11 protein-coding genes are annotated in these 15,367 nt (G+C 67.4%); 5 read left to right on the top strand and 6 right to left on the bottom strand.

Translation table 11 applies throughout. The annotated features are described in order from the left end of the window. Positions 1-36: 36 nt before the first annotated feature. From R5O87_RS15675 to R5O87_RS15655, 5 genes are all read left to right on the top strand, one after another. Positions 37-1,362: an MFS transporter gene (locus tag R5O87_RS15675; RefSeq protein ID WP_410556291.1), complete on the top strand. Its 1,326-nt coding sequence runs from the start codon at positions 37-39 to the stop codon at positions 1,360-1,362. 111 nt (positions 1,363-1,473) lie between these two features. Then, positions 1,474-3,435, top strand: coding sequence for a helix-turn-helix domain-containing protein (locus tag R5O87_RS15670; protein WP_410556290.1), 1,962 nt, complete (start codon positions 1,474-1,476; stop codon positions 3,433-3,435). 151 nt (positions 3,436-3,586) lie between these two features. After that, entirely contained in the window at positions 3,587-4,837 is a 1,251-nt protein-coding gene (locus R5O87_RS15665; protein ID WP_410556288.1) for an iron-containing alcohol dehydrogenase, read from the top strand. Between the two features lie 45 nt (positions 4,838-4,882). After that, on the top strand, positions 4,883-6,358 hold the full coding sequence (locus tag R5O87_RS15660) for an NAD-dependent succinate-semialdehyde dehydrogenase (RefSeq protein WP_410556287.1): 1,476 nt from the start codon (positions 4,883-4,885) through the stop codon (positions 6,356-6,358). A gap of 65 nt (positions 6,359-6,423) precedes the next feature. Beyond that, positions 6,424-7,803, top strand: coding sequence for an MFS transporter (locus tag R5O87_RS15655; protein WP_410556286.1), 1,380 nt, complete (start codon positions 6,424-6,426; stop codon positions 7,801-7,803). Positions 7,804-7,881: 78 nt separating this feature from the next. Here the strand turns inward: R5O87_RS15655 and R5O87_RS15650 are convergent, their stop codons facing one another. The 6 genes from R5O87_RS15650 to R5O87_RS15625 form a co-directional block, all read right to left on the bottom strand. Next, positions 7,882-10,206, bottom strand: a complete 2,325-nt coding sequence (locus R5O87_RS15650; protein ID WP_410556284.1) for a SulP family inorganic anion transporter — start codon at positions 10,204-10,206, stop codon at positions 7,882-7,884. A 367-nt stretch (positions 10,207-10,573) separates the two neighbouring features. Then, entirely contained in the window at positions 10,574-11,434 is an 861-nt protein-coding gene (locus R5O87_RS15645; protein WP_410556283.1) for a phosphogluconate dehydrogenase C-terminal domain-containing protein, read from the bottom strand. Between the two features lies 1 nt (position 11,435). Beyond that, a complete protein-coding gene (locus R5O87_RS15640) occupies positions 11,436-12,254 on the bottom strand; it encodes a sugar phosphate isomerase/epimerase family protein (protein WP_410556282.1) in 819 nt (272 codons plus the stop codon). Beyond that, a complete protein-coding gene (locus tag R5O87_RS15635; protein ID WP_410556281.1) occupies positions 12,251-13,114 on the bottom strand; it encodes a triose-phosphate isomerase family protein in 864 nt (287 codons plus the stop codon). Before R5O87_RS15635 ends, R5O87_RS15640 begins: the two co-directional genes overlap by 4 nt. Beyond that, positions 13,098-13,568, bottom strand: coding sequence for a ribose-5-phosphate isomerase (locus tag R5O87_RS15630; RefSeq protein ID WP_410556280.1), 471 nt, complete (start codon positions 13,566-13,568; stop codon positions 13,098-13,100). The genes R5O87_RS15635 and R5O87_RS15630 overlap by 17 nt, the downstream gene beginning before the upstream one ends. Beyond that, entirely contained in the window at positions 13,565-15,322 is a 1,758-nt protein-coding gene (locus R5O87_RS15625) for a dihydroxyacetone kinase family protein (RefSeq protein WP_410556279.1), read from the bottom strand. The genes R5O87_RS15630 and R5O87_RS15625 overlap by 4 nt, the downstream gene beginning before the upstream one ends. Positions 15,323-15,367 lie beyond the last annotated feature (45 nt).

The raw sequence follows: 15,367 nt of genomic DNA, 5'->3' as shown, positions 1-15,367 counted from the left end.
AGCAACCTGTCCCATATCGAAGGAGATATGAACGCGATGAGCACCCTCACGCAAACGCACGCCCAGCAGGCCAAGCACGGATCACCGGACAAACTGAAGGTGGCCATCGGCAGCGCCGTCGGCACCACCATTGAAAACTACGACTTCCTCGCCTACGGAACGGCGGCGGCCCTGTACTTCGGCAGCGCCTTCTTCCCCGGCCAGGATCCCCTCGCCGCCACCCTGCTCGCCTTCGCCACCCTGGCCGTGGGCTTCGCCATGCGTCCCCTCGGGGGCCTGATCGGCGGCTACCTCGGCGACAAATACGGCCGGAAGCCGGTCCTGGTCGGCGCGCTGCTGGTGATGGGTGCGGCGACGTTCCTCATCGGCGTCCTTCCCACGTACCAGCAGGTGGGCGTCCTGGCGCCGATCCTGCTGGTGGCCATCCGCATCATCCAGGGCCTGGCCTTCGGCGCCGAGTGGGGCGGGGCCATCATGATGACCTTCGAACACGCCCCGTGGCGCAAGCGCGGGCAGTACACCGGCATCCCGCAGGCCGGCGTCCCGCTCGGCCTGCTGCTGGCAAACCTCGTGTTCCTCGGCACGACGGGCTGGAACAACGAGTGGTCCTGGCGTGTGCCGTTCCTGGCCAGCTCCATCCTCATCATCGCCGGCATCATCATCCGCATGAAGGTCAGCGAATCCCCCGAGTTCGAAGAGACCAAGGCCCGCGGCGAACTCGTGAAGAACCCGCTGCTGACCGTCATCAGGGAGGACTGGCGCAACATCCTTCGTGTGATCGGGCTGCGCCTGGCCGAATCCGGCGGCTTCTACGTCATCGTCACCTACCTCCTCTCCTACATCAGCACCAACAAGATCGTCGACCGGCAGGTGGGCCTGACCGGCCTGGTGCTCGCAGCCGCAATCGGCGTTGCCGCAACCATCCTGTGGGGACGGGTAACGGACCGCATCGGACGCCGCAAGCTCTACCTCGCCGGCTGCGCCGGGATCATCCTGTTCGGGTTCCCCATGTTCCTCATGGTCAACACCGCCGTCCCGTTCCTCATCGTGCTGGTCTACGTAATCGGCCTGCCCGTGCTCCACGACATGCTGGCCGGCGCACAGGGCGCCTGGTTCTCCGAACTGTTCAACGCCAATACCCGCACTTCCGGGGCGTCCATCGGCTACCAGTTCTCTGCCGCGATCTCCGGCTTCATCCCGCTGATCGCGGCAGCCACCGCGGCCGCCTGGGGCTGGAGCGGAGTGTCCATCGTCTACATCGCCTGCGGAGCGATCGGCCTCATCGCGGCGCTGGCAACCAGGGAAACCTGGAGCAGCCGCGAAAAGAACGAAGTCGAGACCCTGATCTCAGCTGGCAAGTAGTACGCAGCAAGCGGACAACGACGGTCCCGGGCAGGATTTCCTGCCCGGGACCACCTGCTGTTCGGTGCCGTTCCGGCCGGGCAACCGGCGGCAGCCACTACCATTGGCCCTATGGGTGCCTACGACAGCCCGCACGGCCGGGCCGGCGCCGTTCCTCCGCGGGAGGAGATGGCGCTGGGCAGTCTTCTGGCCCTCCTGGGGGAAGGCATCTCTGCCGACAACCTGGAGCTAAAGCTCGCGGCCATGCAGGCGGAAAACCTCATCGATCCGGTTACGGCAGCGGCAGCCCGGACCCTCAGCGCCCGGCTCCGGGAAGCCAGCCGGCGGGAGGGCCTGCTACGGGTCCTGTACGACACCGCCACGGACCTCACCGGCATCCGGGACGTGGAGGCCGTGCTGAAAGCCATCGTCCGCAGAACCCGTTCGCTCATCGGCAGCGACATCGCCTACCTGAGCCTGAACGACTACAACTCCGGGGAATCGTATATCCGGGTGACTGACGGTGCCGCCACGGCCCTGTTCCGGAGTATCCGCATGCCCCTGGGCGAGGGCGTTCTCGGCGCCGTGGCCACCGGTGAAGCCCCTTCCCAATCCGCGGACTACCTGAGCGACCTGAGCAAATCTCACCTCGAGTCGAGTGATGCGGCGGTTGCGGCAGAAGGCGTCAAGGCCATCATGGGCGTCCCCTTGCGGGCCGAGGGTAAGGTCATCGGAGCCCTCCTCGTTGCGGACCGGCACGCGCACAACTTCAGCAGCGACGACGTCGCGCTCATGGAATCCATCGGCACCCACGCCGCTGTGGCCCTGGAGAACGCACGCCACTTCACCGAAATGACCGATGCCCTGGCGCGGCTGGACCAGGCTCAGCGGCAGAACCTTGCCCATGTGAAGGCGCTGGAGGAGCTTTCCTCCCTCGACCAGCGGCTCATGGAGACCCTGGCGTCCGCCAACAGCCTGCCCAACCTCATGCTGCTTTTGGCCGAGTCGATGGGCAGCGAGGTGTTCGTGGTCTCACCCATCGGTGAAACCGTAGCAGGGCTCGGCACAAATCCGGACTTCGGCAGTCCCGCTGCGTTGAGCGCCGCGGAGCTCTCCGCCGCCCGGTCGCTGCCCATGCCCTTTACCGTCAAAGGCCGCCAGTACACCGTAATGTCGGCTGTCGCCGGGGACCAGCACCTGGCGTCGCTGATCGTAGCCGGCCAGATCAACCAGGATCGGCTTGCAGTGCTGGAGCGAAGCGCCCTGGTCCTCAGTGCGGCGTTGCTCTTTGAAAGAACCTTCCAGGACGCGCAGTACCGGCTCCAGCTCGAACTCATAGACGAACTCCTGAATCCGCGGTCCGAGGACACCGAAGCGCTGAAACGGCGGGCCGGGCGCTTTGGCCTCGCGGACAATATCCCGCTGGTGGTCCGGGTGGTGGGTGTCCGGGAGGAGCAGCGGCAAAGGGCCCTCGCAGTATTGAAGCGGCATGCACAGGACCGTCCCGGGATCACCGCCCTCCACGAATCACATCTGTGCGTCATCGAGCCGCCCGCCCGCCGTGGCGGTACTTCCGCCGGGGACCAGGGCGAGGACAACGGCCAGTCCCTCGTCGATGCCCTGAAGCACCAGCGCATCGAGGCCAGCGTGGGTTCGTCCCAGGCGGTGGCAGGATTCTCCCGGCTGGCGGAGGCCCACGCCGAGGCCGATGCCGTGCTGCGCGCACTGCAGGCACTGGCGCGCAACGGCGAGGCCGCCGACCGGGCTGCCCTCGGCACGGCCGGCATGCTGCTGGGCGCCATGGACAGCCCCTTTGCCGCCCAACTGTTGGCGGCCCAGCTCGGGCCGCTGCTCGACTACGACAGCCGCCGCGGAACGCAGCTGGTTCTGACTGCCTGGACCTTTTTGGAGAATGACGCGTCCGGCACGGCGGCCGCGGAGGCCCTGCACATTCATCCCAATACGCTCCGCCAGCGGCTGGAGCGCATTGACACTGTCCTCGGTGCCAGCTGGCGAAGGGCCGGCCGCTCCCTGGACATCCATGTGGCCCTGCGGCTCTGGCGTCTGCAGTCCGCGGGGATCCGCAGCCACTAACACCAGCAGCACAGGAATGTGGCTTCAACTGACATGTTCCCGCCGCCAATATGGCAAAAACTTCCATAGGCCACCTGGCAGGGCTCTGGAACGATGAGATCTGCGGCACCTTTCGGGTAGCCGAGATCCCCATCTTTAGGAGTCAGTCACAATGTCGTGTGCGCATGCAGCGGGCATCCGTCCCGCAACCTTCGGCGTCCTGCGCTTGCCGCGGAATATCGTCGTCGGTGCCCAGCAGCGTTTTGCCATCGCCGATATCGCAGCAGAGCTCGGTGACAGCGTCCTCGTCTGCACGGACCCCAGGCTTGCAGCCTCGGACGAGCTGCAAGCCCTGGTCACGAGCCTTGAGCGCCGGAAGCTGTCCGTCCGGGTCTACGGAGAAACCCAGGCCGAGCTGCCCACCCCGGGCATCGTTTCCTGCGTCGAAGGGCTCAAGGGCCAGGACATCGACGTCGTCATCGGCTTTGGTGGCGGCAGCTGCATGGACATGGCCAAAGTGGTCTCGGTGCTTCTGACCCACGGCGGCCAGCCCAGCGACTACTACGGCGAATTCGCCGTACCCGGCCCTGTCAAGCCCGTCATCGCCCTGCCCACCACGGCGGGCACCGGGTCCGAAGCGACAGCCATTGCCGTGGTTTCCGACCCCGGACTCGGCATGAAAATGGGCATCTCGAGCCCCCACATCATCCCCTTCGCCTCGGTGTGCGACCCCGAACTGACCTACACCTGCCCGCCGCCCCTGACGGCGGCCACCGGTGCGGACACCTTCGTCCACCTGGTCGAGTCGTTCACCGCCATCACTCGGGAACCGACCCGCACGCTCGCCAACGAGCGCGTGTTCGTGGGCAAGAATGTCCTGACGGACTCCCTGGCGCTGGACGGGATCCGGCTCTTGGGCCGCAGCCTTGCCACCGCCTACAAGGATCCGGGCAACACCGATGCCCGGGCCGACATGATGCTGGCCGCGCTCTACGGCGGCATAGTGCTCAGCAACGCCGGGACGGCGGCGGCGCACGCCATCCAGTACCCCGTCGGCGCACTGACACACACTCCGCACGGCGTGGGCGTAGGCCTGCTGCTCCCCTACGTCGTCCGCCACAACTTCAGCGCCATTGAACCGCAATTGGCACAGGTTGCCGAAGCGCTGGGACGCGACATCAAGGGCCTGGACGTCCGCAGCGCTGCGATCGCCGGCGTGGAGGCCATCGACGAAGTCATCGCCGCCATCGAACTGCCCGCGACGCTTCAGGACCTCGGAGTGCAGGAGGGCGACCTCGGCCAGATTGCCAGGCTGTCGCTGAACTCCAAGCGGCTCATCGACAACAATCCGGTGCCGCTCGACCTTGAGTCCGTCACGTCCATCGTGAACGCCGCCTATGCCGGTGACCGCACCATCCGCTAAAACACTTCGCTGACGCCATCACTTGATCAAACCTGAGGATCACCAATGACACATCTCTCCGCCCAGGAACCACTCGACATCGATGAGCTGGCGGTCCCCCGCCAACTGCTCATCGCTGGCGGCTGGCAGGACGCCGCCGGCGGCCGCACCGTCGACGTCGTCAATCCCTCCGACGGCACTGTAATCACCGCTATCGCGGACGCCGACGTCGAGGACGGCCTTGCCGCCGTCGATGCCGCCGCAGCGGCCTTTCCCGACTGGGCAGCGACGCCGCCCCGGCGCCGCGCCGAAATACTGAGCCGCTGTTTTGACCTGATGATCGAACGCAGGGAACAGCTTGCCCACCTTATCTCCCTCGAGAACGGCAAAGCACTGCCGGATGCCCGCGGTGAGGTGGCATACGCGGCCGAGTTCTTCCGCTGGTACGCGGAAGAGGCAGTCCGGATCATCGGCGACGTTTCCGTCTCACCGTCCGGCGCGAACCGCATCCTTGTCCAGCACCAGCCGATCGGTGTCTGCGTCCTGATCACCCCGTGGAACTTCCCCGCCGCCATGGCAACCCGCAAGCTCGCACCGGCACTTGCCGCAGGCTGCACCGCCGTGCTCAAGCCCGCCACCCTCACTCCCCTGACGTCCCTGGCCATCGCCCAGCTCATGGTCGACGCAGGTGTCCCCGCCGGCGTCGTCAACGTGGTCACCACAAGCAAGACGGGCGACGTCATGACGCCCATCCTCGCCGACCCCCGCGTCCGCAAGCTCTCATTCACCGGCTCCACCGGCGTCGGACGCCACCTGCTGCGCCAGGCCGCGGACAACGTCCTCAAGTGCTCCATGGAACTGGGCGGCAACGCGCCCTTCCTGGTGTTCGACGACGCTGACCTCGACAAGGCCGTTGACGGCGTCATGATCGCCAAGATGCGCAACGGCGGCCAGGCCTGCACCGCGGCCAACAGGATCTACGTCCAGCGCGGAATCCAGGCGGAGTTCGCAAGCCGCCTGGCCAGCCGCATGTCCGCCCTGACAGTCGGGGCCGGCACAGACCCGTCCACCGAAGTGGGCCCGCTGGTGGACGAGGCAAGCGTCCTGAAAGTCGACGCCCTGGTCCGCGATGCCCTCGCCCAGGGTGCACGCCTGCTCACCGGCGGGCAGCTGCCGCAAGGGGAAGGCTACTACTACCCGCCCACGGTGGTGACCAACGTGCCGCTCCATGCACGCATGGTCAGTGAGGAAATCTTCGGCCCCGTGGCATCGGTCATCGGCTTCGATACCGAAGAAGAAGTCATCGCGGCCGCCAACGACTCCGAGTACGGCCTCGCCGCGTATGTGTTCACCGAGGACCTGCGCCGGGGGCTGCGGGTGTCCGAACGCATTGAAAGCGGAATGGTGGCCCTCAACCGCGGGCTCGTCTCCGACCCGGCAGCCCCGTTCGGCGGCGTCAAGCAAAGCGGACTGGGCCGCGAAGGCGCCCACCAGGGCCTGCTGGACTTCACGGAAACCAAGTACATCGCCGTCGACTGGTAAACCCGGTTCACTCCCGTTCGCCATTCCCACGCATCCCTAATTCCAACCTTCGAAAGAGACGACCAATGACGCTCTCCGCAGCAACGACCGGCAACGCACGCCGGGTGCCCTGGCGGGTATCCCTCGCCAGCTTCGCCGGAACCACCATCGAGTGGTACGACTACTACATCTTCGGCCTCCTTGCGGCCACCGGCGTTTTCAGCCGGCTCTACTTCCCCGAGCAGGACCCCGCCACAGGCCTCCTGCTTGCCTTCCTCACCTACGCGGTGGGCTTCGTGGCCCGGCCCTTCGGCGGCATGTTCGCCGGCCACTACGGGGACAAGATCGGCCGCAAGCCGATGCTGGTACTCTCGCTGCTCCTGATGGGCTTCGCCACCCTGGCGATGGGCCTGCTGCCCGCCTACGCTCAGATCGGCGTCTGGGCCCCGATCCTGCTGACCGTCCTGCGGCTCATGCAGGGGTTCGGCGCGGGTGCTGAATGGGCAGGTGCCGCCATCATCTCCACGGAACACGCCCCGGAAGGCCGCCGCGGGTTCTTCGGCAGCTTTACCCAGATGGGCGTCCCGGCGGGCATGCTGCTCGCCAACTCGTCCGTCCTGGCCGTAAAAGCTGCGGTTCCGGCCGATGTCTTTGACGCCTGGGCCTGGCGCATTCCCTTCCTGCTGAGCGTGCTGCTGATCGTCGTGGGCCTGGTGGTCCGGGCGAAGCTCGAGGACTCCGAGGACTTCAAGGAACTCGTGGCCAAGAAGCAGACCGCTCACAACCCGCTCGGCGAAGCCCTGAAGAAGGAAACCAAGGGCGTCTGGCTGGTCGTTGGCATGCGCCTTGCAGAGAACTCGGCCTTCTACCTGTACACCACCTTCTCCGTCGTCTACATCATGCGGACCTTCGGTCCGGAACGCGCTAACCAGGGCTCCATGTCCGTACTGATCGCCTCCGCCATCGGCGTCGTCGCGGTGCCGCTCTGGGCAGCACTGTCCGACAGGATCGGCCGGAAGCCGCTCTACCTGTTCGGCTCCATCGGCGGGCTGCTGTTCTTCCCGCTCTACTTTGTCATGACCGACACCGGCAGCGCCCTGCTGGCAACCCTGGCAATCATCATCGGCCTCGCGGTCTTCCACAACTCCATGTATGGCCCGCAGGCTGCATTCTTCGCCGAGCTCTTCTCCACCAAGCTCCGCTACAGCGGTGCCTCCATGGGTTACCAGTTCGGCTCGGTCCTGGCCGGGGGCATCGCGCCGCTGGTCGCCGTGGCCCTGCTCAATGCAGGCAACGGCGAACCCGGCTGGGTGATCCTGTACTTCAGCGTCATCGGCGTCATCACCGTAGCCTCGGCAATCTTGGCGCCCGAAACGGTGAAGCGGGTGCGTGGCAGCCTCGAGGCGGCACAGCGGCAGGAGTCACCGGCCGCTGAGAACGCAACTGGCAAGGCCGGCGTCCGCTAGAGGATTCGGGCATTTTGAAAAAATCAGGCGGCATTGGCAGTGTGTGCACTGCCAATGCCGCCTGTGGTTTCCCGGGCGTCAGGCCGGCGCCAGCTCTTCTGTCCGCGGCAGCGGATCCAGGTGGCTGATGCCGGTGGGCGTAATCTGCAGCACCCGGGCGGTGGCGATGTCGTAGAACAGGCCCGTCACGTGGACGTTCCCGCTCCGGACCGCGTCCTGCAGGCTGGCGTGCTGCTGCAGCCGCTCGAGCTGGACGGCGACGTTGACCATGGCCAGCTGGTCCACCGCACCGTAGCCTGCCTGCTCTGCGGCAACCTGGACGGGATGTCCTGCCTGGAACGCTTCCAGGCTCGGCCGGCCGTGGTCGAGCCAGGAATCGACCGGGCAGCGGTCCCCGGCCTTCTGCCCCTCGGCCTTCCGGTCCCCGGCAGGGCGGGCGAGCAGCGCCGTCATGGCGCCGCAGCCGGAATGGCCACAGACCACAACGGACGTGACGCACAGCTCGTCGAGGGCGAACTTCAGGGATGCCTCGACCGACGGTTCGAGCCGGCTACTCCCTACCACGTTGCCCACGTTCCGGACCGTGAACAGGTCCCCCGGGCCGCTGCTGGTGATCAGGTTGGGCACCAGCCGGGAGTCGGCGCAGGTGATGAACAGCGTGTCCGGGTCCTGGAAGGTGGACAGCTCCTCGACGTGCGGCCGCAGCAGGTGGGCGTGGCGGCGGTGGTAGCTGTCCACGCCGTTGAGCACCGAGCGCACCGCGGCCGGGACATGCCCGGCCGCGTCGGCAGCCAGTGAGGCGCTGTCCCGCTGCCAGCTCCGCCACGGTGCGAAACCGCCGCGCAGCGCGGAACGCGATGAGCCGCGTGCGGGGGTTCCTGCCAGGGCGGCGTGCAGGGTGGCGGTGCCGGTTTCCTCGATCTCGACGCTTCCGCCGTTGGTGACGTGCCGGACGCGCCAGGCCTCCAAAGTGTCGTGCACCGGGTGGTCGAGGTAGTCGACGTCGAGCTCCACCGTGACGTGCGCCGCCGGCGGCACCGCTGCCAGCACCTTGCTGAGGCGGGGGAGGGACAGGAATGTGCACGAGCCGTCGATGACCACTCGCCAGCGGTTTTCGGCTGCCGAGCCGAGGGGCTCCGCATGGATGCTGGCCCGGACCACGCGCCAGACGACCAGCAGCACGGCCAGGGCGAGCCCGATCAGCACGCCGGCAAGAAGGTTGACGAACACCACCGTGAGCAGCGTGGCGGCGTAGACGGCCAGGTCGCCGGTGACGCGTGCCGTCTGGAAATCGGCCACCTTCACCAGGCGGATACCGATCATGATGAGCAGTCCGGCCAGCACGGACTCGGGCACCAGCTGGATGACTCCCGCCAGCAGCAGGGAAAAGACGAGAACCCAGATGCCGTGGAGGATGGCGGACTTGCGGGTCCGTCCCCCGGCCTCCACGTTGGTGGCACTGCGGACGATCACGCCGGTGACGGGAAGCCCGCCCAGCATGCCCGACGTCACGTTGGAAGCGCCCTGGCCGAGGAGCTCACGGTTGAAGTCCGTACGCTCGCCGTGGTGCATCTTGTCGACGGCGACGGCGGACAGCAGCGACTCCACGCTTGCCACCAGGGCGATGGTGACGACGCCGACAGCAATGGCCGTCCACTCCCCCTGCGGCAGGTGCGGAAGGGACAGGGCGTCCAGCAGCGAACCGTCAAAGGTGATCCGGTCGACGTCGGAATTGAACGGCAGTGACAGCAGCGTGGCGGCCACGACCGCGACGAGCGGGCCGGGCACCCGGCGGATGGCCGCCGGCATGTGCTTCCACGCCACGAGCAGCGCGATCACCACGGCACCCAGGAACGCGGCCTGCGGGTCGACGGCGGCCAGGCTGTCCGGCAGCGCCAGGATGTTGTGCAGCGCCGCCTCGCCCGCTTCGCTGCCGAGCATCACGTGCAGCTGCTGCAGGACGATGATGATGCCGATCCCGGCAAGCATCGCGTGAACGACGACGGGGGCGATGGCGAGCGCAACGCGCCCTACCTTGGCCATGCCCAGCAGCACCTGCAGGACGCCGGCTGCCACGGTGATGGCGCAGGTGACCGGCCAGCCGAACTGCTCAATGAGGCCGGCGACGATGACCGTCAGGCCTGCAGCCGGGCCGCTGACCTGCAGCGGTGCGCCGCCCAGGCTGCCGGCAACGATGCCGCCGACGGCAGCCGCGATCAGTCCGGCCATGACCGGCGCGCCCGATGCCGCGGCGATGCCGAGCGACAGCGGAACGGCGACGAGGAACACCACGAGGGATGCGGGCAGGTCCCAGCGGAGGCCCGATGTCAGGCGCGCCAGGACTGGTATCCGGCTCCTGCCGGAATGGATGGGGTTTGGATCCGTGGCGGCTGGCGAGGGCATATAAGTCCTTAGCTCGTTCGAAGGGTCCTTAACCACGCTATTGACGCCCCGACGGAGGTCGCAAGCGTACCGCCCGTGAGAAGAAACACCGGCCTGACCTGCAATAAAGCCCTTAATAGAAGGAATAGTCCATTCATTTGCATAAAGCGCCGGGCAGCCCGCGGGTGCCATTCCCAGAACTCCCAAGGGCGGCGGAGCCAGTAGGAAAATCTGCCCCTGTTCAAGTCAAATGGAGGCCGGACAGGCACGGCTTCCGTTGGGTGGGAAAGATTTTACCGGCCGGAAATCTTTGCCATCAGCGCTTAAATGGCAATGGACCCATCCGGGGATGGATCCATTGCCTGTGGCTGTTCGCCGGCAGCAGGTGCTAGCGCTTGACGGCGTCCAGTTTCAGCATCTTGGCGATGACGCTGTCGAGCTCGGAGTCGTCGAAGATCTTCTTCCAGTCGTCCTTGATGATGGTGTCCTTGCCGTACTGGATGGCGATTTCGCAGGCCTCGGAGAACGGGTTGGAGCCGCGCAGGGCGTTGGTGAGGGCGATCTGCACGTGGCCGAATAGCATGGCCTTGGCCGCTTCCTCCGGCACGCCGGCGGTGTGGACGGTCTCGTGCAGCGCCTCGTTGAGCAGGGTGCCGATCATGCAGGCCACGGTCTCCACGAGAGTGGGCTCAAGGATGGCGAGCTGCTTCACGGTGACCCAGTGGACATCGATCACGGGTGCGTAGATGACGCGGATGGTGGCCTCGGCCGCAGCCTTCGTGGCCTCGGAAGCGTCCTCGTCGATTGCGGCGACGACGTTCTGCGGGGCACCCTGGCCGCCGAAGGTGTCGGCCCATTCTTCCTTGGTGGTGCGCTCCAGGAACACGGACGGGTGGCAGGGGTGGGCCACGGCCTGGACGACGTCCTCGCGCTGGGCCAGCAGGCCGGCGTAGGCGGCGGCCGGGTCCAGGGTGAGCAGGATGGCGCCGGACTTCATCTGCGGCACGACGCCCTCGGACACGACGCCCAGGACGGTGTCCGGAACGGCGAGGATCACGACGTCGGCGCCCTTGACGGCTTCGTCGGTAGCGGTGATTTCACGGCCTTCTTCGCGGACGCGGTCCTGGCCGGCGGGTGAGTTCTCGGAGTAGAACACGGTGTGGTTCGACTTCTGGAGGTTACGCGAAACGCGCATCCCCATCTTGCCTCCGGCTCCGATAACGGCGACGGTCAACTGTTCTGCAGACATTTCATTTGCTCCTTAGGAAATCGAGGCTTTGCTGGGTCCACTGGTTTTCGAGGCGGATGGTTTCGTCCTCGGAGTCCTGCCACGGCAGCCAGTGTTCGACGATCTGGTTAATGTTTCTTTTTTTGGGCTGCAGCTTCCGGGCCATGTAGTCGTAGTCCAGAAGGCCTTCCCCGAGCGGCGCGCCGGAGTATGTGAACCCGACCCACCCCTCCTTGCGGCTGAACGCAAAGTCTTTGATGTGCATGTTCAGAACATGGGGTGCGACCGCGTCAATCACCTCACGCGGTGACTCCAGGGCCGCCACGGTGTTGGCCGGGTCGCTGCATACCCCCAGGTACAGGCTTCCGACGCGTTCCACGACCTCCAGGATCCGGGCAGTGGGAACCTGTTCGTAGGTCTCCACCGCGATCCGCACTCCGGCTGCCTTGAACTCGGGCAGGACCTCGGTGAAGATCTCCACCGCCTCGTCCGCCGTCGGGGTGTGGCCCGGGGTGTTGAACATGGTCCGCAGCAGCGGCGCCCCCAGGATCCTGGCGATGTGCAGGAACCGGCGCAGGTGCTCCGGCCGGATGCCCTTGGTGCCCAGCTCGAGGCTGATCCCCAGCGAGTCCGCGGTGGCCCGCACGGCCTGCAGGTCGTCGTCGCCCATGGCTTCCAGCGGCGCGTAGTCGCAGATCTGGAACAGGTCCACGCCCAGTGCCGCGGTCCGCTCCAGCGCTTCGTGGATGCTCAGCGGCCTGCTGACCCGGTCCGAAAGCTGCCAGAAGAACGCGTAGCTGCTCAAACCGATTCTTGAACCCTGGCCAATCGTCGCGTTCATGCCCTGCCCCCGACTGGTTCCAGCAGCGCGGGTTCGGCCAGGCCCAGCCGCTGTGCTGCCTCGTCCAGGATGTCCCGCACCGCGGCGGGGTTGTGGGCGAAGCGGCCCAGGAACAGCCCGGTGACGGCGGGGCCGAGTTGGCTGATGAGGCCGGGGCCGGCGCTGCCGCCGTAAATGACCCGGCTGTCTTCCTGGCCTTCGCGACTGCGCAGGTGGGCGTCCAGTCCGGTGATGACTTCGCTGATGAACCCGGGCGAGGCCGGCTCGGCTGCGCCGATGGCCCACTGCGGCTCGTACGCCACGATGGTGCGCCCCGCGCTGCCGAGGGTTCCGGCCCGGTTCAGGACGCCGTCGATTTCCCGGATGCAGTGCTTGATCGCGTCCGCCGCGGTGCCGCGGCCGGGTTCGCCCACGCACAGCACCGGGGTTAGGCCGTTGCGGTAGGCCGCAGCGGTCTTCAGCCCGATCACGTCGTCGTCCTCGCCGAAGATGCGGCGCCGCTCGGCGTGGCCCACCTCGGCGTACCGGCCGCCGGTTTCGGCCACCATCTTGCCGCTGACCTCGCCGGTGAAGGCGCCCTCGTCCTCCCAGAAGATGTCCTGGGCGCCCGCGGCGGCCCCGGCGGCGGACAGGATCCGCGCGCACTCGGGCAGCACCGGGTGGGCCGGCAGGGCAAACAGTTCAATATCGCCGCTGCGGACAGCAGGGTGGGCCGAGGCGATCTGCGCCACGTCCCGGCACCAGTCCAGGGTGCGCTCGTAGCCGAAGTACATTTTCAGGCTGACGCCGATGATGGCCCTCGGGCGCCCGGAGCCGGATGAACCGGAGCCGCTGGCGGAGGAATTAGCAGGAAGTGACACCCTCGTAGTCCTTAATCAGGGTGACCTTCTCGGCGGAGGCCGAGGACTCGTCAAACGTGTAGGTGAGCCATTCCCTGGCGAGGCGGCGGGCGAGCTCCAGTCCCACGACGCGCTGGCCGAAGGTGAGGACCTGGGCGTTGTTGCTCAGGATGGAGCGCTCAACGGAGAAGCTGTCGTGCGCGGTGACGGCGCGGACGCCGGGGACCTTGTTCGCGGCGATGGCCACGCCGAGGCCCGTGCCGCAGACCAGCAGGGCGCGGTCGGCCTTGCCGGCGGCGATCAGCTCGGCGGCGGCGATGGCCACGGACGGGTACGGGGTGTGGCTGGTGGCGTCCACCCCGACGTCCTGCACGGACTCAACCAGTTCGGACGCTTCCAGGTCCGCTTTCAGGGCTTCCTTGTACTCGAATCCGGCGTCGTCGGAACCGATGACCAGGCGCAGTTTGGCGCTCATGCGTTCTCCTTAGTGGTGGTTGCCGCAGCTTTCGCCTCGGCGAAGGTGTTGTGGATGGCGCGGACGATCAGCGCCATGGATACGGCGCCGGCGTCCGGGGTGCCCAGGCTCTTCTCGGCGTGCGGGCGCGCCCTGCCCATCAGGGGCAGCAGGTTGGCGGTTTCCTCGGCGGCCTGCTGGGCAACGGTGGCTGCCGCGCCCCAGGCGTCGGTGAGGGACTGGCCGGAGCCGACGGCGGCGGACAGGGCATCGCGGAACGGCACCAGCACGTCCACGAGGGTCTTGTCGCCCACCTTGGCCTTGCCAAAGCCCATGATCGAGGCGGCGGCCTCCGCCACCCCGGCGGCGACAGCGCCGGCGTCGGGCGTGGTGCTGTTCCCGATCGCGTCCCCGACGGCCCGCAGGGCCATGCCCCAGAGGGCACCGGAGGTGCCGCCGGCCCGGTCGGCCCACGCGTCGGCGGCCAGGTGCAGGGTGGTCGCGGCGCCGGCACCGCGTTCGACGGCGTCGGTTGCGGCCTCGACGGCTGCCCGGACGCCGCGCTCCATGCCGATGCCGTGGTCGCCGTCGCCGGCGATCGCATCGATGCGGCCCAGTTCCTCGACGTTGGCGTCGACGACGTCCTTGGCGGCATGGAGGGCGGCCAGGACGCGGACTGCGGCGGCACGCGACTCGGCAGTGGCTTCCGGGATCACCACGGCTTCGGCGTCGGTGACGTCGAATTCAGCAGTGTCGAGGGCGGCAGCGGTGACCACGCCGCGGCGGAAGGCCGGGGCGTCGGCGGGTGCGTTCCAGAGGGTTTCGAGTTCCCCGTCCAGCCAGAACAGGGTCAGCGAGGTGCCGGCCATGTCGAAGCTGGTGACGAGCTCGCCGACCTGCGGGTCAACGGCTTCCAGGCCGGCCTCGGCGAGGAGCTGGGCGACGCGGCGGTAGACCACGAACAGTTCCTCGTACTTGACGCTGCCCAGGCCGTTGAGGACCGGCACCACTCTTGCACCGCGGGCTTCGAGTCCGTCCGGGACCTCGGTGAGGAGCTTGCCCACGAGCAGTTCGGCGAGCTCATCCGCCGTCGGAATGTCCGTTTCGTCGATGCCGGGCTCACCATGGATGCCCATGCCCACGGCCATCCGGCCCTCGGGGACGGTGAACAGCGGGGTCTCGGCACCGGGAAGGGTGCAGCCGGTGAACGCGACGCCGAAGGACCGGGTGCGGTCGTTGGCGCGTTCGGCGATTTCCACGGTGGCGTCCATGCCGTAGCCGGCCTCGGCTGCGGCGGCCGCGACCTTGAAGACCGTCAGGTCGCCGGCGATGCCGCGCCGCTTCTGCCGTTCGGCGAGCGGGGCGGAGGAGACGTCGTCGGTAACGGCGATGCTGCGGCAGTCGATGCCCTCACGGCGGAGGCGTTCCTGCGCCTGGGTGAAGTGCAGGACGTCGCCGGCGTAGTTGCCGTAACCCAGCAGGACACCGGCGCCGTTGTTGGCGGCCTTGGCCACACTGTAGACCTGCTGCGCCGAGGGGGACGCGAAGAGGTTGCCCATCGCGGCGCCATGGGCCAGGCCCTGGCCCACCAGGCCGGCGAAGGCCGGGTAGTGGCCGGAGCCGCCGCCGATCACCAGTGCCACGGTGTCCGGGGTGCTCTTCGTGCTGCGGGCCACGCCGCCGGAAACGCGCCGCACCCACCGGCCGTGCGAGGCAACAAAGCCCTCGATCATCTCGTCAGCAAACGCTGCGGGTTCATTGAACAGGCGGGTCATTTTGCGGGTTCTCCTGAGGTGACTATTGGCCGGTTGGCGGGAATC

The organism is Arthrobacter globiformis (assembly GCF_046536215.2).
GTDB lineage: Bacteria > Actinomycetota > Actinomycetes > Actinomycetales > Micrococcaceae > Arthrobacter > Arthrobacter globiformis_E.
Note: the sequence above shows the minus strand (reverse complement) of the source record. Positions and strands in the feature narration are given on the sequence as shown.

Excerpts from the sequence above, each read along its gene's own strand:
- R5O87_RS15655 (WP_410556286.1), top strand. The coding sequence starts at position 6,424 with ATGACGCTCTCCGCAGCAACGACCGGCAACGCACGCCGGGTGCCCTGG.
- R5O87_RS15645 (WP_410556283.1), bottom strand. The coding sequence starts at position 11,434 with ATGTCTGCAGAACAGTTGACCGTCGCCGTTATCGGAGCCGGAGGCAAG.
- R5O87_RS15675 (WP_410556291.1), top strand. The coding sequence starts at position 37 with ATGAGCACCCTCACGCAAACGCACGCCCAGCAGGCCAAGCACGGATCA.
- R5O87_RS15660 (WP_410556287.1), top strand. The coding sequence starts at position 4,883 with ATGACACATCTCTCCGCCCAGGAACCACTCGACATCGATGAGCTGGCG.
- R5O87_RS15670 (WP_410556290.1), top strand. The coding sequence starts at position 1,474 with ATGGGTGCCTACGACAGCCCGCACGGCCGGGCCGGCGCCGTTCCTCCG.
- R5O87_RS15640 (WP_410556282.1), bottom strand. The coding sequence starts at position 12,254 with ATGAACGCGACGATTGGCCAGGGTTCAAGAATCGGTTTGAGCAGCTAC.
- R5O87_RS15630 (WP_410556280.1), bottom strand. The coding sequence starts at position 13,568 with ATGAGCGCCAAACTGCGCCTGGTCATCGGTTCCGACGACGCCGGATTC.
- R5O87_RS15625 (WP_410556279.1), bottom strand. The coding sequence starts at position 15,322 with ATGACCCGCCTGTTCAATGAACCCGCAGCGTTTGCTGACGAGATGATC.
- R5O87_RS15650 (WP_410556284.1), bottom strand. The coding sequence starts at position 10,206 with ATGCCCTCGCCAGCCGCCACGGATCCAAACCCCATCCATTCCGGCAGG.
- R5O87_RS15665 (WP_410556288.1), top strand. The coding sequence starts at position 3,587 with ATGTCGTGTGCGCATGCAGCGGGCATCCGTCCCGCAACCTTCGGCGTC.